The organism is Pseudomonas sp. REP124 (assembly GCF_020164475.1).
Classification (GTDB): domain Bacteria; phylum Pseudomonadota; class Gammaproteobacteria; order Pseudomonadales; family Pseudomonadaceae; genus Aquipseudomonas.
Map to the genome: position 1 here is coordinate 15,415 of NZ_JAIQWX010000036.1, position 16,337 is coordinate 31,751.

Consider the following 16,337-nt stretch of genomic DNA (forward strand, 5'->3'; position numbering starts at 1 on the left):
ATAAGAGTAAGGTCGGGCACGCATCTCTCGAGATCTGTTCCGAACTAACCTGAAGACCGTTTGAGGGCTTATCAATGCCAAGACGTCGCGTAGCAGCAAAGCGTGAGATTCTGGACGATCCGAAATACGGAAGCCAAATCCTCGCCAAATTCATGAACCACGTTATGGAAAGCGGCAAGAAAGCCGTTGCCGAGCGTATCGTTTATGGTGCCCTGGAAACCGTTGCGGCTCGTAAGACCGGCACCGATCCCCTGGAACTCTTCGAAAAAGCACTCGACGCCATCGCTCCGCTGGTCGAAGTGAAGTCGCGCCGCGTTGGTGGTGCTACTTACCAGGTTCCGGTCGAGGTTCGTCCTTCCCGTCGTAACGCTCTGGCAATGCGCTGGTTGGTAGACTTCGCCCGTAAGCGTGGCGAGAAGTCTATGGCTCTGCGTTTGGCTGGCGAGCTGCTGGATGCCGCTGAAGGTAAAGGTGCTGCAGTTAAGAAGCGTGAAGACGTGCACCGCATGGCTGAAGCTAACAAAGCTTTCTCGCACTACCGCTTCTAATTTTAGCGTCACTAATTTTGCGAGGGCTTTATGGCTCGTACTACACCGATTAATCGCTACCGTAACATTGGTATCGTAGCTCACGTGGATGCTGGTAAAACCACCACCACCGAGCGCGTCCTTTTTTACACTGGCAAAAGTCACAAAATGGGCGAGGTGCATGACGGCGCCGCGACCACCGACTGGATGGTGCAGGAGCAGGAGCGTGGTATTACCATTACTTCTGCTGCAATTACCACTTTCTGGCAGGGTTCTGACAAGCAGTTCAAGGACCAGTACCGCTTCAACGTAATCGATACCCCGGGTCACGTAGACTTCACTATTGAAGTTGAGCGTTCCCTGCGTGTACTCGACGGCGCTGTCGTTGTGTTCTGTGGTACTTCGGGTGTTGAACCTCAGTCCGAAACCGTATGGCGTCAGGCCAACAAATACGGCGTTCCGCGTCTTGTTTACGTAAACAAGATGGACCGTGCTGGTGCGAACTTCCTGCGCGTGATCGGTCAGATCAAGCAGCGTCTGGGTCACACTCCGGTGCCGATTCAGTTGGCTATCGGTTCCGAAGACAATTTCCAGGGTCAGATCGATCTGATGACCATGGAAGCTGTTTACTGGAACGATGCTGACAAGGGCACCAAGCCTCGTCGTGAAGCTATCCCTGCCGAACTGCAGGAACTGGCTGAAGAATGGCGCAACAACATGGTTGAGGCTGCGGCCGAAGCCAGCGAAGAGCTGATGAACAAGTACCTCGAAGGGGAAGAACTCTCCGTTGAGGAAATCAAGGCTGCTCTGCGTCAGCGTACTATCGCTGGTGAGATCGTCCTGGCTGTTTGCGGTTCTTCCTTCAAGAACAAGGGCGTTCCCCTGGTTCTCGACGCCGTTATCGACTTCCTGCCAGCTCCTACCGATATTCCTGCCATCAAGGGTACCGACCCGGATGACGAGGAGCATCACATGGAGCGTCATGCGGACGACAACGAGCCGTTCTCGGCTTTGGCGTTCAAGATCGCTACCGACCCATTCGTGGGTACTTTGACTTTCGTCCGTGTTTACTCGGGCGTGTTGAACTCCGGCGACGGCGTTATCAACTCGGTCAAAGGCAAGAAAGAGCGTGTCGGTCGTATGGTGCAGATGCACGCAAACAACCGTGAAGAGATCAAGGAAGTACGCGCTGGTGACATCGCGGCCCTGATCGGCATGAAGGACGTCACCACTGGTGAAACCTTGTGCAACGCTGAAAAGCCAATCATCCTCGTTCGCATGGACTTCCCGGAGCCGGTTATTTCGGTAGCCGTTGAGCCTAAGACCAAGGATGACCAGGAAAAAATGGGTATCGCACTGGGCAAACTCGCTCAGGAAGACCCTTCTTTCCGCGTCAAGACTGATGAAGAGACCGGTCAAACGATCATCTCTGGCATGGGCGAGCTGCACCTGGACATCCTGATTGACCGGATGCGCCGCGAGTTTAACGTCGAAGCCAACATCGGTAAGCCTCAGGTTTCCTATCGTGAGAAGATCACGAAGAACTGCGAAATCGAAGGCAAGTTCGTTCGTCAGTCCGGTGGTCGTGGCCAGTTCGGTCACTGCTGGATTCGTTTCGCCCCTGCTGACGATGGTCAGGAAGGTCTGGTGTTTGCGAACGAAGTAGTGGGTGGTGTGGTTCCTAAGGAATACATCCCGGCTATCCAGAAGGGTATCGAAGAGCAGATGAAGAACGGCGTCGTTGCCGGCTATCCGCTGATCGGTCTGAAGGCTACCGTGTTTGATGGTTCTTACCACGACGTCGACTCCAACGAGATGGCGTTTAAGGTGGCTGCTTCCATGGCGACCAAGCAACTGGCCCAGAAGGGTGGCGGTGTGGTGCTTGAGCCGATCATGAAGGTAGAGGTTGTTACACCTGAAGACTATATGGGTGACGTGATGGGCGACCTTAACCGTCGTCGCGGCATGATTCAGGGTATGGAAGATACGGTCTCCGGCAAGGTAATTCGCGCCGAAGTTCCGCTGGGCGAGATGTTCGGTTATGCGACCGACGTTCGCTCCATGTCCCAGGGTCGCGCAAGTTACTCTATGGAATTCGAGAAGTACTCTGAAGCTCCGTCGCACATCGTCGAAGCTATTGTTAAAAAATAAGGCTGTTTCAGTCCCCTTTAGGCAAGGAGTTAATTGTCGTGGCTAAAGAAAAATTTGATCGTTCCCTACCGCACGTAAACGTTGGCACCATCGGTCACGTTGACCACGGTAAAACCACTCTGACCGCTGCTCTGACTCGCGTCTGCTCCGAAGTTTTCGGTTCGGCCGTAGTTGAATTCGACAAGATCGACAGCGCTCCAGAAGAAAAAGCTCGCGGTATTACCATTAACACCGCGCACGTTGAGTACAACTCGAACATTCGTCACTACGCTCACGTTGACTGCCCAGGTCACGCTGACTACGTGAAGAACATGATCACCGGTGCTGCCCAGATGGACGGCGCGATCCTGGTTTGCTCGGCTGCCGATGGTCCGATGCCACAAACCCGTGAGCACATCCTGCTGTCCCGTCAGGTAGGCGTTCCGTACATCGTGGTTTTCCTGAACAAGGCTGACCTGGTAGACGACGCTGAGCTGCTGGAACTGGTTGAGATGGAAGTTCGCGACCTGCTGAGCACTTACGACTTCCCAGGTGATGACACTCCAATCATCATCGGTTCCGCTCGTATGGCGCTGGAAGGCAAAGACGACAACGAAATGGGCACTACCGCTGTTAAGAAGCTGGTAGAAACTCTGGACAGCTACATCCCAGAGCCAGAGCGTGCTATCGACAAGCCGTTCCTGATGCCAATCGAAGACGTATTCTCGATCTCCGGTCGTGGTACTGTTGTGACTGGTCGTATCGAGCGCGGTATCGTTCGCGTTCAAGACGCACTGGAAATCGTTGGTCTGCGTGACACCACCACCACCACCTGCACCGGTGTTGAAATGTTCCGCAAGCTGCTGGACGAAGGTCGTGCTGGCGAGAACTGCGGCGTTCTGCTGCGTGGTACCAAGCGTGACGACGTTGAGCGTGGTCAGGTTCTGGTTAAGCCAGGTTCGGTTAAGCCGCACACCAAGTTCACCGCAGAAGTTTACGTTCTGAGCAAGGAAGAAGGCGGCCGTCACACTCCGTTCTTCAAAGGCTACCGTCCACAGTTCTACTTCCGTACTACTGACGTGACCGGTAACTGCGAGCTGCCAGAAGGCGTTGAAATGGTAATGCCAGGTGACAACATTCAGATGACTGTTACCCTGATCAAAACCATCGCAATGGAAGACGGTCTGCGCTTCGCTATCCGTGAAGGCGGCCGTACCGTTGGTGCTGGTGTTGTAGCTAAAATCATCGAGTAATCTCTTGTCGAGATAGCTTTGATGCTTTGAAAAAGCCCCCGCTCAGCGGGGGCTTTTTTATTGGGTTGACACCTATCTGGGGCGTCTATAGAATTGCGCCTCCTTTTAACGGGCGTATTGCGCCCGGTGGGAATAGCAGCCGGAGTCTGAAATCCAATGCAAAATCAGCAAATCCGTATCAGGTTGAAGGCTTTCGACCATCGCCTGATCGACCAATCAACCCAGGAAATCGTGGAAACCGCGAAACGTACTGGTGCTCAAGTGCGTGGTCCAATTCCATTGCCTACCCGTAAAGAGCGGTTCACCGTTCTGGTCTCCCCGCACGTCAACAAAGACGCGCGTGACCAGTACGAGATCCGTACTCATAAGCGCGTTCTGGACATCGTCCAGCCAACGGATAAAACCGTTGATGCTCTTATGAAGCTTGATCTTGCGGCCGGTGTGGAAGTGCAGATCAGCCTCGGCTAAGACTCGGTCTTGGTCGTGTAACGCTCTGAAATGGGCGGCCATAGCGGGTGAAAGCCCCGTACACTCATGAGGTTTACAACATGACTATTGGTGTAGTCGGTCGTAAATGCGGTATGACCCGTATTTTCACCGAAGAAGGTGTCTCCATTCCGGTCACGGTCATTGAGATCGAGCCGAATCGTGTCACCCAGTTCAAAACTGAAGAGACCGATGGCTATCGTGCAGTGCAAGTCACTGTCGGCGAGCGTCGTGCTTCGCGTGTAACAGCAGCTCAGGCTGGCCACTTCGCCAAGGCGAACGTTGCCGCTGGTCGTACCGTAATGGAATTCCGTCTTGAAGAAGGCGAGTACCAGGCCGGCGATCTGATCAAAGCCGAACTCTTCGCCGCTGGTCAGCTGGTTGATGTAACCGGTCAGTCCAAAGGTAAAGGCTTCCAGGGTACGATCAAGCGTTGGAACTTCCGCGGGCAAGATAACACCCACGGTAACTCCGTATCCCACCGCGTTCCAGGCTCTATCGGCCAGTGCCAGACTCCTGGTCGTGTATTCAAGGGCAAGAAAATGTCCGGTCATATGGGCGCTGAGCGCGTGACCGTGCAGTCCCTCGAAGTAGTGCGCGTGGACGCTGAACGCAATCTGTTGTTGGTCAAGGGCGCTGTTCCTGGCGCTACTGGCGGCAACGTGGTTGTACGTCCAGCAGCCAAGGCTCGCGGTTAAGGGGAAGCTGACATGCAATTAAATGTAAATGACGCTCAAGCGATCGAAGTTTCCGAACTGACATTTGGCGGCGAATTCAACGAGACGCTGGTTCACCAAGCAGTCGTGGCCTACATGGCTGGCGGCCGTCAGGGTAGCAAGCAGCAGAAGACCCGTTCCGACGTTTCCGGTGGCGGCAAGCGCCCATGGCGTCAGAAAGGTACTGGCCGTGCTCGTGCCGGTACTATCCGTAGCCCAATCTGGCGTGGCGGCGGTACCACTTTCGCAGCTCGTCCTCAGGATCACTCCCAGAAGCTGAACAAGAAAATGTATCGCGCTGCGCTGCGTTCGATTCTTGCTGAGCTGGTGCGTACTGATCGTCTGGTCGTGGTTCAGGATTTTGCTGTTGAAACTCCGAAAACCAAAGACCTGCTGGGCAAGCTGAACAACATGAGCCTGACCGACGTTTTGATCGTGTCGGACGCTGTTGATCAGAACCTGTACCTGGCTGCTCGCAACCTGCCGCACGTAGATGTTCGTGATGTGCAAGGTTCCGATCCAGTTAGTCTGATCGCATACGACAAGGTGTTGATCACCGTGTCGGCCGTGAAGAAATTCGAGGAGCTGCTGGGATGAACCAGGAACGCGTATTTAAAGTTCTGCTTGGCCCGCACGTTTCCGAGAAGGCTACGGTTCTGGCAGACAAGAAAGGCCAGTTCGTTTTCAAGGTTGCTACTGACGCAACCAAGCTGGAAATCAAGAAGGCCGTCGAAAGCCTGTTCAGCGTGAAAGTAGAACGCGTTACTACCCTGAATGTTCTGGGTAAGAGCAAGCGTACTGCTCGCGGTCTGGGCAAGCGTAATGACTGGAAGAAGGCAGTTATCTCCCTTCAGCCAGGCCAAGATCTCGATTTCAGCAGCAGTGCTGAGTAAGGAAGGGGTGCATCATGGCAATCGTTAAATGCAAACCGACTTCCCCTGGCCGCCGTTTTGTGGTCAAGGTGGTCAACCAGGAGCTGCATAAAGGCGCTCCTCACGCACCGCTGCTCGAGAAGAAATCGAAGTCTGGTGGTCGTAACAACAATGGCCGTATTACCACTCGTCACGTTGGTGGTGGTCATAAGCAGCATTATCGTCTGGTCGACTTCCGTCGCAACGACAAAGATGGCATCGCTGCCACTGTCGAGCGTATCGAATACGATCCAAACCGTACTGCTCACATCGCTCTGCTGCTGTACGCAGATGGCGAGCGTCGCTACATCATCGCCCCTAAAGGCGTGAGCGCTGGCGACCAGCTGATCGCAGGTGCTCTGGCGCCGATCAAGCCGGGCAACGCTCTGCAACTGCGTAACATTCCAGTTGGTAGCACCGTACACGGCATCGAGTTGAAGCCAGGTAAAGGCGCTCAGATCGCTCGTTCCGCTGGTGCTTCGGCTCAGCTGATCGCTCGTGAAGGTGTCTACGTGACCCTGCGTCTGCGTTCTGGTGAGATGCGTAAAGTGCTGGCTGAATGCCGCGCGACCCTGGGTGAAGTCTCGAACTCCGAGCACAGCCTGCGTTCGCTGGGTAAAGCTGGTGCCAAACGCTGGCGTGGCGTTCGCCCAACCGTTCGTGGTGTTGCCATGAACCCGGTTGACCACCCGCATGGTGGTGGTGAAGGTCGTACCTCCGGTGGTCGTCATCCGGTATCGCCATGGGGCTTCCCGACTAAGGGCGCGAAGACTCGTGGTAATAAGCGTACCGACAAAATGATCGTCCGTCGTCGCAAGTAAATAGAGGGATACGACAGTGCCACGTTCTCTGAAAAAAGGTCCTTTTATCGATCTTCACCTACTGAAGAAGATCGAAGTGGCGGCGGAGAAGAACGATCGCAAACCAGTGAAAACCTGGTCGCGCCGTTCGATGATCCTGCCACAAATGGTCGGTTTGACCATCGCTGTACACAACGGTCGTCAGCACGTCCCAGTTCTCGTGAACGAAGACATGGTCGGCCACAAACTGGGCGAGTTCGCCGGTACCCGCACTTATCGCGGGCACGTGGCAGACAAGAAAGCCAAGCGTTAAGGGGTTAGGAAATGGAAGTAGCCGCTAAGTTGTCGGGCGCTCGAATCTCCGCCCAGAAAGCCCGCTTGGTCGCCGACCAGATCCGCGGGAAGAAGGTGGGCGAAGCGCTCAACCTGTTGGCTTTCAGCAGCAAGAAAGCCGCCGAGATCATGAAGAAAGTGCTGGAGTCGGCCGTAGCCAACGCCGAGCATAACGAAGGCGCAGACGTTGATGACCTGAAGGTCAGCACCGTTTTCGTCAACGAAGGGCGTTCGCTGAAGCGCATCATGCCACGTGCCAAAGGCCGTGCTGATCGCATCGTCAAGCGGTCTTGCCATATCACTGTCAAGGTTGCTGACAAGTAACGGAGTCGAAGAGATGGGTCAGAAAGTACATCCCATTGGCATTCGCCTGGGAATCGTCAAGGAGCACACCTCCGTCTGGTACGCAGACGGTCGGACTTATGCGGACTATTTGCTCGCAGATCTGAATGTGCGTGAGTATCTCCAAGACAAACTAAAAAGCGCGTCCGTAAGCCGTATCGATATCCATCGTCCGGCTCAAACTGCACGCATCACCATCCACACCGCTCGTCCAGGTATCGTTATCGGGAAGAAAGGTGAAGATGTTGAGAAACTGCGTCAGGACCTGACCAAGCAAATGGGTGTGCCTGTGCACATCAATATCGAAGAGATCCGCAAGCCGGAGCTCGACGGTATGCTGGTTGCGCAGAGCGTAGCTCAGCAGCTGGAGCGTCGTGTAATGTTCCGTCGCGCTATGAAGCGCGCAGTACAGAACGCCATGCGCATTGGTGCCAAAGGCATCAAAATCCAAGTGAGCGGTCGTCTCGGCGGTGCTGAAATCGCACGTACTGAATGGTATCGCGAAGGTCGTGTGCCACTGCACACCCTGCGTGCCGATATCGACTATGCCACCTACGAAGCTCACACCACTTACGGTGTGATCGGTGTGAAGGTTTGGATCTTCAAAGGCGAAGTAATTGGTGGTCGCCAAGAAGAGCTGAAGCCACAAGCACCAGCGCCTCGTAAAAAAGCTGCTAAGTAAGGGGTACGCAAAATGTTGCAACCAAAGCGTACGAAGTTCCGCAAGCAGATGACCGGCCACAACCGTGGTCTGGCACTGCGCGGTAGCAAAGTCAGCTTCGGCGAGTTCGCGCTGAAGTCTGTTGCTCGTGGTCGTCTCACCGCTCGTCAGATCGAGTCAGCGCGTCGTGCTCTGACCCGTCACGTAAAGCGTGGCGGCAAGATCTGGATCCGTGTATTCCCGGACAAGCCTATTTCCAAAAAGCCTCTCGAAGTTCGGATGGGTAAAGGTAAGGGTAACGTCGAATACTGGGTTGCCCAGATTCAGCCAGGCAAAGTCCTGTATGAAATCGAGGGTGTTTCTGAAGAGCTGGCGCGTGAGGCTTTCGCCCTGGCTGCTGCAAAGCTGCCGCTCGCCACCTCCTTTGTTAAGCGGACGGTGATGTGATGAAAGCGAATGAACTTCGTGAAAAATCCGCACAGCAGCTGAACGAGCAACTGCTCGGCTTGCTGCGCGACCAGTTCAATCTGCGCATGCAGAAAGCAACTGGCCAGTTGGGGCAGTCGCATCTGCTCTCGCAAGTTAAGCGTGACATCGCTCGCGTGAAGACTGTGCTCAACCAGCAGGCAGGTAAGTGATCATGGCTGAAGCCGAAAAGACTGTCCGTACGCTGACTGGCCGTGTTGTCAGCGACAAGATGGACAAAACCATCACCGTTCTGATCGAGCGTCGCGTTAAGCACCCGATCTACGGTAAATATGTTAAGCGTTCGACTAAGCTGCACGCGCACGACGAAACCAACCAGTGCCACATCGGCGACAAAGTCACTATTCGTGAAACTCGTCCTTTGGCCAAGACCAAGTCTTGGGCGCTGGTTGATATTCTCGAACGCGCTGTGGAAGTCTAAGGACTAGGGGTCGGAGAAATTATATGATTCAGACTCAATCCATGCTCGATGTGGCCGATAACAGCGGCGCTCGCCGTGTTATGTGCATCAAGGTGCTGGGTGGCTCCCATCGTCGTTACGCTGGTATCGGTGACATCATCAAAGTTACCGTCAAGGAAGCAATTCCTCGCGGTAAAGTGAAAAAAGGCCAAGTGATGACTGCTGTAGTAGTCCGCACTCGTCACGGCGTACGTCGTGCTGATGGCTCCATTATCCGCTTTGATGGCAACGCTGCTGTTCTGTTGAACAACAAGCAAGAGCCGATCGGCACCCGTATCTTTGGGCCAGTGACCCGTGAACTTCGTACTGAGAAGTTCATGAAGATCGTCTCGCTCGCCCCAGAAGTGCTGTAAGGAGATCCGACATGCAAAAGATTCGTCGTGACGACGAGATCATCGTGATCGCCGGCAAAGACAAAGGTAAGCGCGGTAAGGTGCTGAAGGTTCTTGCTGACAACCGTCTGGTTGTTGGTGGTCTGAACCTGGTCAAGCGTCATACCAAGCCTAACCCGATGTCGGGCGTACAAGGCGGTATCGTCGAGAAAGAAGCGCCACTGCACGCTTCCAACGTCGCCATCTTCAACGGCGAAACCAACAAGGCTGACCGCGTTGGTTTCAAAGTAGAAGACGGTAAGAAAATTCGTGTCTTCAAGTCGACCCAAAAAGCGGTTGATGCTTGAACACTGCTAGGTAGAAGACCATGGCACGACTAAAAGAGATTTACCGGAAGGAAATCGCACCGAAACTTAAGGAAGAACTTAAGCTTTCGAACGTGATGGAAGTTCCGCGCGTTACCAAGATCACCCTGAACATGGGTCTGGGCGAAGCGATCGGCGACAAGAAAGTCATCGAGCACGCTGTTGCTGACCTGGAAAAGATCACCGGCCAGAAAGTCGTTGTGACCTACGCTCGCAAATCCATCGCTGGCTTTAAAGTCCGTGAAGGTTGGCCGATCGGCGTCAAAGTGACCCTGCGCCGTGAGCGTATGTACGAGTTCCTGGATCGTCTGCTGTCGATCTCCCTGCCTCGGGTTCGCGACTTCCGCGGCCTGAATGCCAAGTCCTTCGATGGTCGTGGCAACTACAGCATGGGCGTGAAAGAGCAGATCATTTTCCCGGAAATCGACTACGACAAGATCGATGCTCTCCGCGGTCTGGACATTACCCTGACCACCACTGCCAAGAACGATGACGAAGGCCGCGCACTGCTGCGTGCTTTCAAATTCCCGTTCCGCAACTGATTGGAGTAGGAAAATGGCCAAGAAGAGCATGAAAAACCGTGAGCTGAAGCGTCAGCTCACTGTTGCCAAGTACGCCACCAAGCGTGCAGCGCTGAAAGCTATCATCGTTGATCTGAACGCAAGTCCAGAAGCGCGTTGGGAAGCTACCGTAGCTCTGCAGAAGCAACCACGTGACGCAAGCGCCTCGCGCATGCGTAACCGTTGCCGCCTGACTGGTCGTCCGCATGGCGTTTACCGCAAGTTCGGCCTGGGCCGTAACAAACTGCGTGAAGCGGCAATGCGTGGTGACGTACCAGGTCTGGTTAAAGCCAGCTGGTAAGCACTGTCAAAGTCTCGGCGTTCCGGTTTGCAATAACCTGACCGCCGGTGGCCTTGAATCTGAATCAAGCCCCTTATGGGGCTTGATTCATTTCCGGGGTGTGTCTAGAATACCCGGCTCGCCTGAGCCCGTGTTTTTTATGCTCGGAGATTCTCGGCGATACGTAGTAGCCGCAAGGCTAATTTTTCTGTTTTAGGAGCGTCTAGCCCATGAGTATGCAGGACCCGTTAGCGGACATGCTAACTCGAATCCGTAATGCCCAGATGGCTGAAAAGTCCGTCGTAAGCATGCCTTCTTCCACGTTGAAGGTGGCTGTTGCCAAAGTCCTGAAGGACGAAGGTTACATTGCGGGTTATCAGATCAGCAGCGAAACCAAGCCACTGCTGTCTATCGAGCTGAAATATTTCGAAGGCCGTCCGGTTATCGAAGAAGTTAAGCGCGTTAGCCGTCCAGGCCTGCGTCAGTACAAGTCCGTCGAAGATCTGCCGAAAGTTCGTGGCGGTCTGGGCGTGTCTATCGTCTCCACCAACAAGGGTGTGATGACTGATCGTGCTGCGCGCGCTGCCGGTGTCGGCGGCGAAGTTCTTTGCACTGTGTTCTAAGGGGGGATAAGCATGTCTCGCGTCGCTAAGAACCCCGTTAAGCTGCCAGCCGGCGTCGAAGTAAAATTCGCAGGCCAACAGCTTTCGGTGAAGGGTGCCAAGGGCACTCTCGAACTGAACGTCCATTCGTCCGTTGAGATCGTTGAAGAAGCCGGTGAGTTGCGTTTCGCTGCTCGCAATGGCGATCAACAGACTCGCGCAATGGCCGGTACCACTCGTGCGCTGGTTAACAACATGGTCCAAGGCGTAAGCCAAGGCTTCGAGCGCAAGCTCCAGCTGGTCGGTGTTGGTTACAAAGCGCAAGCAAAAGGCACAGTGCTGAACCTGGCTCTTGGCTTCTCGCATCCAGTGGATTACGAACTGCCGGCAGGCATCACTGCTGAGACTCCTAGCCAGACCGATATCCTGATCAAGGGCATCGACAAGCAGCTGGTAGGTCAAGTGGCCGCCGAGATCCGCGACTTCCGTCCACCAGAGCCGTACAAAGGCAAAGGTGTGCGCTACGCGGACGAAGTCGTCCGTCGTAAAGAAGCCAAGAAGAAGTAGGGCATAGCAAATGACCGACAAAAAAGTTACTCGACTGCGTCGCGCTCGCAAAGCACGCCTGAAAATGCACGAACTCGAAGTCGTGCGTCTCTGCGTGTTCCGCTCTTCGCAGCACATCTACGCCCAGGTCATTTCGGCCGACGGCAACAAAGTCCTGGCAAGCGCCTCGACTTTGGATAAAGAACTGCGTGATGGTGCCACCGGCAACATCGACGCGGCCACTAAGGTTGGCCAGCTGGTCGCTTCGCGTGCTAAGGCCGCTGGCGTCTCGCAGGTGGCTTTCGACCGCTCTGGCTTCAAGTACCACGGCCGCGTTAAGGCGCTGGCTGATGCTGCTCGTGAAGCTGGGCTGGAGTTCTAAGTTATGTCAAATAACGACCAAAAGCGCGACGAAGGCTACATCGAGAAGCTGGTTCAAGTTAACCGCGTAGCCAAAACCGTTAAAGGCGGCCGTATCTTCACTTTCACCGCGTTGACCGTGGTTGGTGATGGTAAAGGGCGTGTTGGCTTCGGCCGTGGCAAGTCGCGTGAAGTGCCTGCTGCGATCCAGAAGGCAATGGAAGCTGCTCGCCGCAACATGATCCAGGTTGATCTGAACGGCACCACTCTGCAGTACTCCACGAAGTCCGCTCACGGCGCTTCGAAGGTTTACATGCAGCCTGCTTCTGAAGGTACCGGTATCATCGCTGGCGGCGCTATGCGTGCCGTTCTCGAAGTTGCTGGCGTTCAGAACGTTCTGGCCAAGTGCTATGGCTCGACTAACCCTGTAAACGTGGTTCACGCCACTTTCAAGGGTCTGAAGGCTATGCAATCTCCTGAGTCCATTGCTGCCAAGCGTGGCAAAAGCGTGAAGGAGATCATCTGATCATGGCTACCGTAAAAGTTACGCTGATCAAAAGCATGACCGGCCGCATCCCTAACCACAAACTGTGCGTTAAGGGTCTGGGTCTGCGTCGCATCGGTCACACTGTAGAAGTCCAGGATACTCCCGAGAATCGCGGGATGATCAACAAGGCTTACTACATGCTGCGTGTCGAGGGTTAATCGATGAAACTCAATGATCTGAGTCCAGCGCCGGGTTCCCGTCGCGAAAAGCATCGTCCGGGCCGTGGTATCGGTAGTGGTTTGGGTAAGACTGGTGGCCGTGGTCACAAAGGTCAGACCTCCCGCTCCGGTGGCACCATTGCTCCAGGCTTTGAAGGCGGTCAACAGCCGCTGCATCGTCGCCTGCCGAAGTTCGGTTTCGTTTCCCTGAAAGCCATGGATCGCGCAGAAGTGCGTCTGTCCGAGCTGGCTAAAGTGGAAGGCGACATCGTCACCGTGCAGTCCCTGAAAGATGCCAACGTGATCAACGTCAACGTACAGCGCGTGAAAATCATGCTGTCCGGTGAAGTGGCTCGCGCTGTAACCATCGGAAAGGGAATCGGCGCCACCAAAGGTGCGCGTGCGGCTATCGAAGCAGCTGGCGGCAAGTTCGAGGAATAAATGGCTAAGCAAGGTGCTCTCTCTGCGCTCGGCAAAGGCGGTATGTCTGAACTCTGGGCTCGTCTGCGTTTTCTGTTCCTGGCGATTATCGTCTACCGAATAGGCGCACACATCCCGGTTCCAGGTATCAACCCGGACCGACTCGCGGACCTGTTTCGACAGAATGAGGGGACCATTCTTAGCTTGTTCAACATGTTTTCCGGCGGCGCGCTGGAGCGTATGAGCATCTTTGCACTGGGGATCATGCCGTACATTTCGGCGTCGATCATCATGCAGCTCATGACCGCTGTCAGTCCGCAGCTGGAGCAGTTGAAGAAGGAAGGTGAAGCTGGCCGTCGCAAGATCAGCCAGTACACCCGCTACGGCACTGTCGTCCTCGCCCTCGTTCAGGCTATTGGCATGTCCATTGGTCTGGCGGGGCAGGGCGTAGCGTTCACTGGTGACTTTGGCTTCCATTTCGTCGCGGTATCCACTTTTGTGGCTGGCGCGATGTTCATGATGTGGCTGGGTGAGCAGATTACTGAGCGTGGTGTTGGCAACGGTATCTCGATGTTGATTTTTTCGGGTATCGTCGCCGGTCTTCCGAGAGCGATCGGGCAGTCTTTCGAGTCTGCGCGTCAGGGTGATATCAACATCTTCGCCCTGGTTGCCATCGGTTTGCTGGCAGTAGCGATTATCGGTTTCGTGGTGTTCATTGAGCGTGGTCAGCGTCGTATCGCTGTTCACTACGCCAAGCGTCAGCAGGGCCGCAAGGTCTTTGCTGCGCAGACCAGCCACTTGCCGTTGAAGGTGAACATGGCCGGCGTTATTCCGGCCATTTTCGCGAGCAGCATCTTGCTGTTCCCGGCTTCGTTGGGTGCCTGGTTCGGCCAGTCTGAAGGTATGGGCTGGTTGCAGGACATCTCGCAGTCGATCGCTCCTGGTCAGCCGTTGAATATTCTGCTGTTTAGTGCAGGGATTATTTTCTTCTGCTTCTTCTATACGGCGTTGATGTTCAATCCGAAAGACGTAGCGGAAAACCTGAAGAAGTCCGGTGCCTTTATTCCGGGCATCCGTCCAGGTGAGCAGTCTGCGCGCTACATTGATGGCGTTCTGACTCGCTTGACCATGTTCGGTGCTCTTTACATGACGGCCGTCTGCCTGTTGCCCCAGTTCCTGGTGGTTGCAGCCAACGTTCCGTTCTACCTTGGCGGGACCTCGTTGCTGATCGTGGTCGTGGTTGTGATGGACTTCATGTCCCAAGTACAATCGCACCTCGTTTCGCACCAGTACGAATCCCTGATGAAGAAAGCCAACCTGAAGGGTTACGGCAGCGGCATGTTGCGCTGAGTACCCATAAGGTTCGAGGAGTTGGTGATGAAAGTTCGTGCATCGGTGAAAAAGCTGTGCCGTAACTGCAAGATTATTCGCCGCGAAGGTGTTGTTCGAGTAATTTGCAGCGCGGAACCGCGTCACAAACAGCGCCAAGGCTGAGTGTGATTGTGCTTCAAGCCCGGCAGCTAGTGCGCTGCCGGGTTGATTATTTGTTATTACAGCGATATTATCTCGCGCCCTATTTCTTGGCTTCCGGGGCGTAGGTAGCTGTCAATTGGAGTCCCACTGAATGGCCCGTATTGCAGGCGTTAACATTCCAGATAACAAGCATACTGTTATCTCGCTGACCTACATCTATGGTGTTGGTCGCACTACTGCACAGAAAATCTGTGCAGAGACTGGGGTAAACCCAGCTGCGAAGATCAAGGATCTGAGCGACGAGCAAATTGAACAGCTGCGTGGCGAAGTGGCGAAGTTCACCACTGAAGGTGACCTGCGTCGCGAAATCAACATGAAAATCAAGCGCTTGATGGACCTCGGTTGCTATCGCGGTCTGCGTCATCGTCGTGGTCTGCCAGTACGCGGTCAGCGTACCAAGACCAACGCGCGTACCCGTAAAGGTCCGCGTAAGCCGATCCGCAAGTAATCGCCCCAGCGAATCGACAGGAATTTAATCATGGCAAAACCTGCTGCTCGTCCTCGTAAAAAAGTTAAAAAGACAGTGGTTGATGGCATCGCCCACATCCATGCTTCTTTTAACAACACCATCGTGACCATTACCGACCGTCAAGGTAACGCTCTTTCCTGGGCTACCTCCGGTGGTTCGGGTTTCCGCGGTTCCCGCAAGTCCACCCCGTTCGCTGCTCAAGTAGCTGCTGAGCGTGCTGGTCAAGCTGCGCTGGAATACGGCCTGAAAAACCTCGACGTAAACGTCAAGGGCCCAGGTCCAGGTCGTGAATCCGCAGTCCGCGCTTTGAACGGCTGTGGCTACAAGATCGCCAGCATCACCGACGTGACGCCAATCCCGCACAACGGGTGCCGTCCGCCGAAGAAGCGCCGCGTGTAATCCAGGAGATTGTAAAGAATGGCTCGTTACATTGGTCCAAAATGCAAACTCGCTCGTCGCGAAGGCACCGATCTCTTCCTGAAGAGCGGCGTGCGCGCGATCGAATCGAAGTGCAACATTGAAGCAGCACCTGGTATCCACGGCCAGCGCCGCGGTCGCCAGTCCGATTACGGCACCCAACTGCGTGAAAAGCAGAAGGTCCGTCGTATCTACGGCGTTCTCGAGCGTCAGTTCAGCGGCTACTACAAAGAAGCTGCTGGCAAGAAAGGCGCAACTGGCGAAAACCTGTTGCAACTGCTCGAATGCCGTCTGGACAACGTTGTATACCGTATGGGCTTTGGTTCGACTCGTGCCGAATCCCGTCAGCTGGTATCGCACAAGTCGATCAGCGTAAACGGCAAAACCGTTAACGTTCCGTCCTACCAGGTTCGTGCTGGTGACGTGGTTGCTGTTCGCGAGAAAGCAAAAAACCAACTTCGCATTGTCCAAGCTCTCGATCTGTGTGCTCAACGTGGCCGCGTAGAGTGGGTAGAAGTAGACACTGAGAAGAAGTCGGGCGTTTTCAAGAACGTTCCAGCTCGCAGTGATCTGTCCGCCGACATCAACGAAAGCCTGATTGTCGAGCTCTACTCCAAGTAAGGGCTAGAAAATAGGTGCATCC

The 16,337-nt window shown here is 54.7% G+C and carries 29 protein-coding genes; all 29 read left to right on the forward strand.

Annotated elements, in window-relative coordinates; translation table 11 throughout:
* Positions 1 to 74 precede the first annotated feature (74 nt).
* The 29 genes from rpsG to rpsD all read left to right on the forward strand — a co-directional run bounded on the left by rpsG (position 75) and on the right by rpsD (position 16,315).
* A complete protein-coding gene (rpsG, locus tag K9857_RS11640; protein WP_007957592.1) occupies positions 75 to 548 on the forward strand; it encodes a 30S ribosomal protein S7 in 474 nt (157 codons plus the stop codon).
* 30 nt (positions 549 to 578) lie between these two features.
* Entirely contained in the window at positions 579 to 2,678 is a 2,100-nt protein-coding gene (gene fusA / locus K9857_RS11645) for an elongation factor G (protein WP_224535890.1), read from the forward strand.
* A gap of 38 nt (positions 2,679 to 2,716) precedes the next feature.
* Positions 2,717 to 3,910 (forward strand): elongation factor Tu, encoded by a 1,194-nt coding sequence (gene tuf, locus K9857_RS11650; RefSeq protein ID WP_010220303.1) that lies wholly within the window; start codon positions 2,717 to 2,719, stop codon positions 3,908 to 3,910.
* Between the two features lie 156 nt (positions 3,911 to 4,066).
* Positions 4,067 to 4,378: a 30S ribosomal protein S10 gene (gene rpsJ, locus K9857_RS11655; RefSeq protein WP_003186070.1), complete on the forward strand. Its 312-nt coding sequence runs from the start codon at positions 4,067 to 4,069 to the stop codon at positions 4,376 to 4,378.
* Positions 4,379 to 4,458: 80 nt separating this feature from the next.
* Positions 4,459 to 5,094 carry a 50S ribosomal protein L3 gene (rplC, locus tag K9857_RS11660; protein WP_085728002.1) on the forward strand — a complete coding sequence of 212 codons (636 nt, stop codon included), beginning with the start codon at positions 4,459 to 4,461 and terminating at the stop codon, positions 5,092 to 5,094.
* Between the two features lie 12 nt (positions 5,095 to 5,106).
* Positions 5,107 to 5,709 (forward strand): 50S ribosomal protein L4, encoded by a 603-nt coding sequence (rplD, locus tag K9857_RS11665; RefSeq protein WP_080925911.1) that lies wholly within the window; start codon positions 5,107 to 5,109, stop codon positions 5,707 to 5,709.
* Positions 5,706 to 6,005 carry a 50S ribosomal protein L23 gene (gene rplW, locus K9857_RS11670; RefSeq protein ID WP_002555488.1) on the forward strand — a complete coding sequence of 100 codons (300 nt, stop codon included), beginning with the start codon at positions 5,706 to 5,708 and terminating at the stop codon, positions 6,003 to 6,005. The genes rplD and rplW overlap by 4 nt, the downstream gene beginning before the upstream one ends.
* 14 nt (positions 6,006 to 6,019) lie before the next feature.
* Positions 6,020 to 6,844: a 50S ribosomal protein L2 gene (rplB, locus tag K9857_RS11675; RefSeq protein ID WP_007924198.1), complete on the forward strand. Its 825-nt coding sequence runs from the start codon at positions 6,020 to 6,022 to the stop codon at positions 6,842 to 6,844.
* Positions 6,845 to 6,860: 16 nt separating this feature from the next.
* Positions 6,861 to 7,136 carry a 30S ribosomal protein S19 gene (gene rpsS, locus K9857_RS11680; protein WP_002555486.1) on the forward strand — a complete coding sequence of 92 codons (276 nt, stop codon included), beginning with the start codon at positions 6,861 to 6,863 and terminating at the stop codon, positions 7,134 to 7,136.
* Between the two features lie 11 nt (positions 7,137 to 7,147).
* Complete coding sequence (gene rplV / locus K9857_RS11685) at positions 7,148 to 7,480, forward strand: 50S ribosomal protein L22 (RefSeq protein WP_003103908.1); 333 nt, start codon at positions 7,148 to 7,150, stop codon at positions 7,478 to 7,480.
* A gap of 13 nt (positions 7,481 to 7,493) precedes the next feature.
* Entirely contained in the window at positions 7,494 to 8,180 is a 687-nt protein-coding gene (gene rpsC / locus K9857_RS11690) for a 30S ribosomal protein S3 (protein WP_007924192.1), read from the forward strand.
* Positions 8,181 to 8,192: 12 nt separating this feature from the next.
* Positions 8,193 to 8,606, forward strand: coding sequence for a 50S ribosomal protein L16 (gene rplP / locus K9857_RS11695; protein WP_003228729.1), 414 nt, complete (start codon positions 8,193 to 8,195; stop codon positions 8,604 to 8,606).
* Complete coding sequence (rpmC, locus tag K9857_RS11700) at positions 8,606 to 8,797, forward strand: 50S ribosomal protein L29 (protein WP_002555481.1); 192 nt, start codon at positions 8,606 to 8,608, stop codon at positions 8,795 to 8,797. Before rplP ends, rpmC begins: the two co-directional genes overlap by 1 nt.
* A 2-nt stretch (positions 8,798 to 8,799) precedes the next feature.
* The gene (gene rpsQ / locus K9857_RS11705; RefSeq protein ID WP_003444370.1) at positions 8,800 to 9,066 is read left to right on the forward strand and encodes a 30S ribosomal protein S17; all 267 of its coding nucleotides are present in this window, start codon (positions 8,800 to 8,802) and stop codon (positions 9,064 to 9,066) included.
* A gap of 23 nt (positions 9,067 to 9,089) precedes the next feature.
* Positions 9,090 to 9,458 carry a 50S ribosomal protein L14 gene (rplN, locus tag K9857_RS11710; RefSeq protein ID WP_002555479.1) on the forward strand — a complete coding sequence of 123 codons (369 nt, stop codon included), beginning with the start codon at positions 9,090 to 9,092 and terminating at the stop codon, positions 9,456 to 9,458.
* 11 nt (positions 9,459 to 9,469) lie between these two features.
* Positions 9,470 to 9,784, forward strand: a complete 315-nt coding sequence (gene rplX / locus K9857_RS11715; RefSeq protein WP_003186046.1) for a 50S ribosomal protein L24 — start codon at positions 9,470 to 9,472, stop codon at positions 9,782 to 9,784.
* 20 nt (positions 9,785 to 9,804) lie between these two features.
* Entirely contained in the window at positions 9,805 to 10,344 is a 540-nt protein-coding gene (rplE, locus tag K9857_RS11720) for a 50S ribosomal protein L5 (RefSeq protein ID WP_003210069.1), read from the forward strand.
* A 13-nt stretch (positions 10,345 to 10,357) separates the two neighbouring features.
* The gene (gene rpsN / locus K9857_RS11725) at positions 10,358 to 10,663 is read left to right on the forward strand and encodes a 30S ribosomal protein S14 (RefSeq protein WP_003228726.1); all 306 of its coding nucleotides are present in this window, start codon (positions 10,358 to 10,360) and stop codon (positions 10,661 to 10,663) included.
* 209 nt (positions 10,664 to 10,872) lie between these two features.
* On the forward strand, positions 10,873 to 11,265 hold the full coding sequence (gene rpsH, locus K9857_RS11730; protein ID WP_003228724.1) for a 30S ribosomal protein S8: 393 nt from the start codon (positions 10,873 to 10,875) through the stop codon (positions 11,263 to 11,265).
* A 12-nt stretch (positions 11,266 to 11,277) separates the two neighbouring features.
* Entirely contained in the window at positions 11,278 to 11,811 is a 534-nt protein-coding gene (rplF, locus tag K9857_RS11735) for a 50S ribosomal protein L6 (protein WP_175377085.1), read from the forward strand.
* A gap of 10 nt (positions 11,812 to 11,821) precedes the next feature.
* Positions 11,822 to 12,172 carry a 50S ribosomal protein L18 gene (gene rplR, locus K9857_RS11740; protein WP_010443919.1) on the forward strand — a complete coding sequence of 117 codons (351 nt, stop codon included), beginning with the start codon at positions 11,822 to 11,824 and terminating at the stop codon, positions 12,170 to 12,172.
* 3 nt (positions 12,173 to 12,175) lie between these two features.
* A complete protein-coding gene (gene rpsE / locus K9857_RS11745; protein WP_175377086.1) occupies positions 12,176 to 12,676 on the forward strand; it encodes a 30S ribosomal protein S5 in 501 nt (166 codons plus the stop codon).
* Between the two features lie 2 nt (positions 12,677 to 12,678).
* Complete coding sequence (gene rpmD / locus K9857_RS11750) at positions 12,679 to 12,855, forward strand: 50S ribosomal protein L30 (protein WP_003176408.1); 177 nt, start codon at positions 12,679 to 12,681, stop codon at positions 12,853 to 12,855.
* A gap of 3 nt (positions 12,856 to 12,858) precedes the next feature.
* Positions 12,859 to 13,296, forward strand: coding sequence for a 50S ribosomal protein L15 (rplO, locus tag K9857_RS11755; RefSeq protein ID WP_011336169.1), 438 nt, complete (start codon positions 12,859 to 12,861; stop codon positions 13,294 to 13,296).
* Entirely contained in the window at positions 13,297 to 14,625 is a 1,329-nt protein-coding gene (secY, locus tag K9857_RS11760) for a preprotein translocase subunit SecY (RefSeq protein WP_003228718.1), read from the forward strand.
* A 27-nt stretch (positions 14,626 to 14,652) separates the two neighbouring features.
* A complete protein-coding gene (rpmJ, locus tag K9857_RS11765) occupies positions 14,653 to 14,769 on the forward strand; it encodes a 50S ribosomal protein L36 (RefSeq protein ID WP_002555468.1) in 117 nt (38 codons plus the stop codon).
* 130 nt (positions 14,770 to 14,899) lie between these two features.
* The gene (gene rpsM / locus K9857_RS11770) at positions 14,900 to 15,256 is read left to right on the forward strand and encodes a 30S ribosomal protein S13 (protein ID WP_009045849.1); all 357 of its coding nucleotides are present in this window, start codon (positions 14,900 to 14,902) and stop codon (positions 15,254 to 15,256) included.
* A gap of 30 nt (positions 15,257 to 15,286) precedes the next feature.
* Positions 15,287 to 15,676 carry a 30S ribosomal protein S11 gene (rpsK, locus tag K9857_RS11775; RefSeq protein WP_002555466.1) on the forward strand — a complete coding sequence of 130 codons (390 nt, stop codon included), beginning with the start codon at positions 15,287 to 15,289 and terminating at the stop codon, positions 15,674 to 15,676.
* Positions 15,677 to 15,694: 18 nt separating this feature from the next.
* A complete protein-coding gene (gene rpsD / locus K9857_RS11780) occupies positions 15,695 to 16,315 on the forward strand; it encodes a 30S ribosomal protein S4 (protein ID WP_122852423.1) in 621 nt (206 codons plus the stop codon).
* Positions 16,316 to 16,337: the final 22 nt, after the last annotated feature.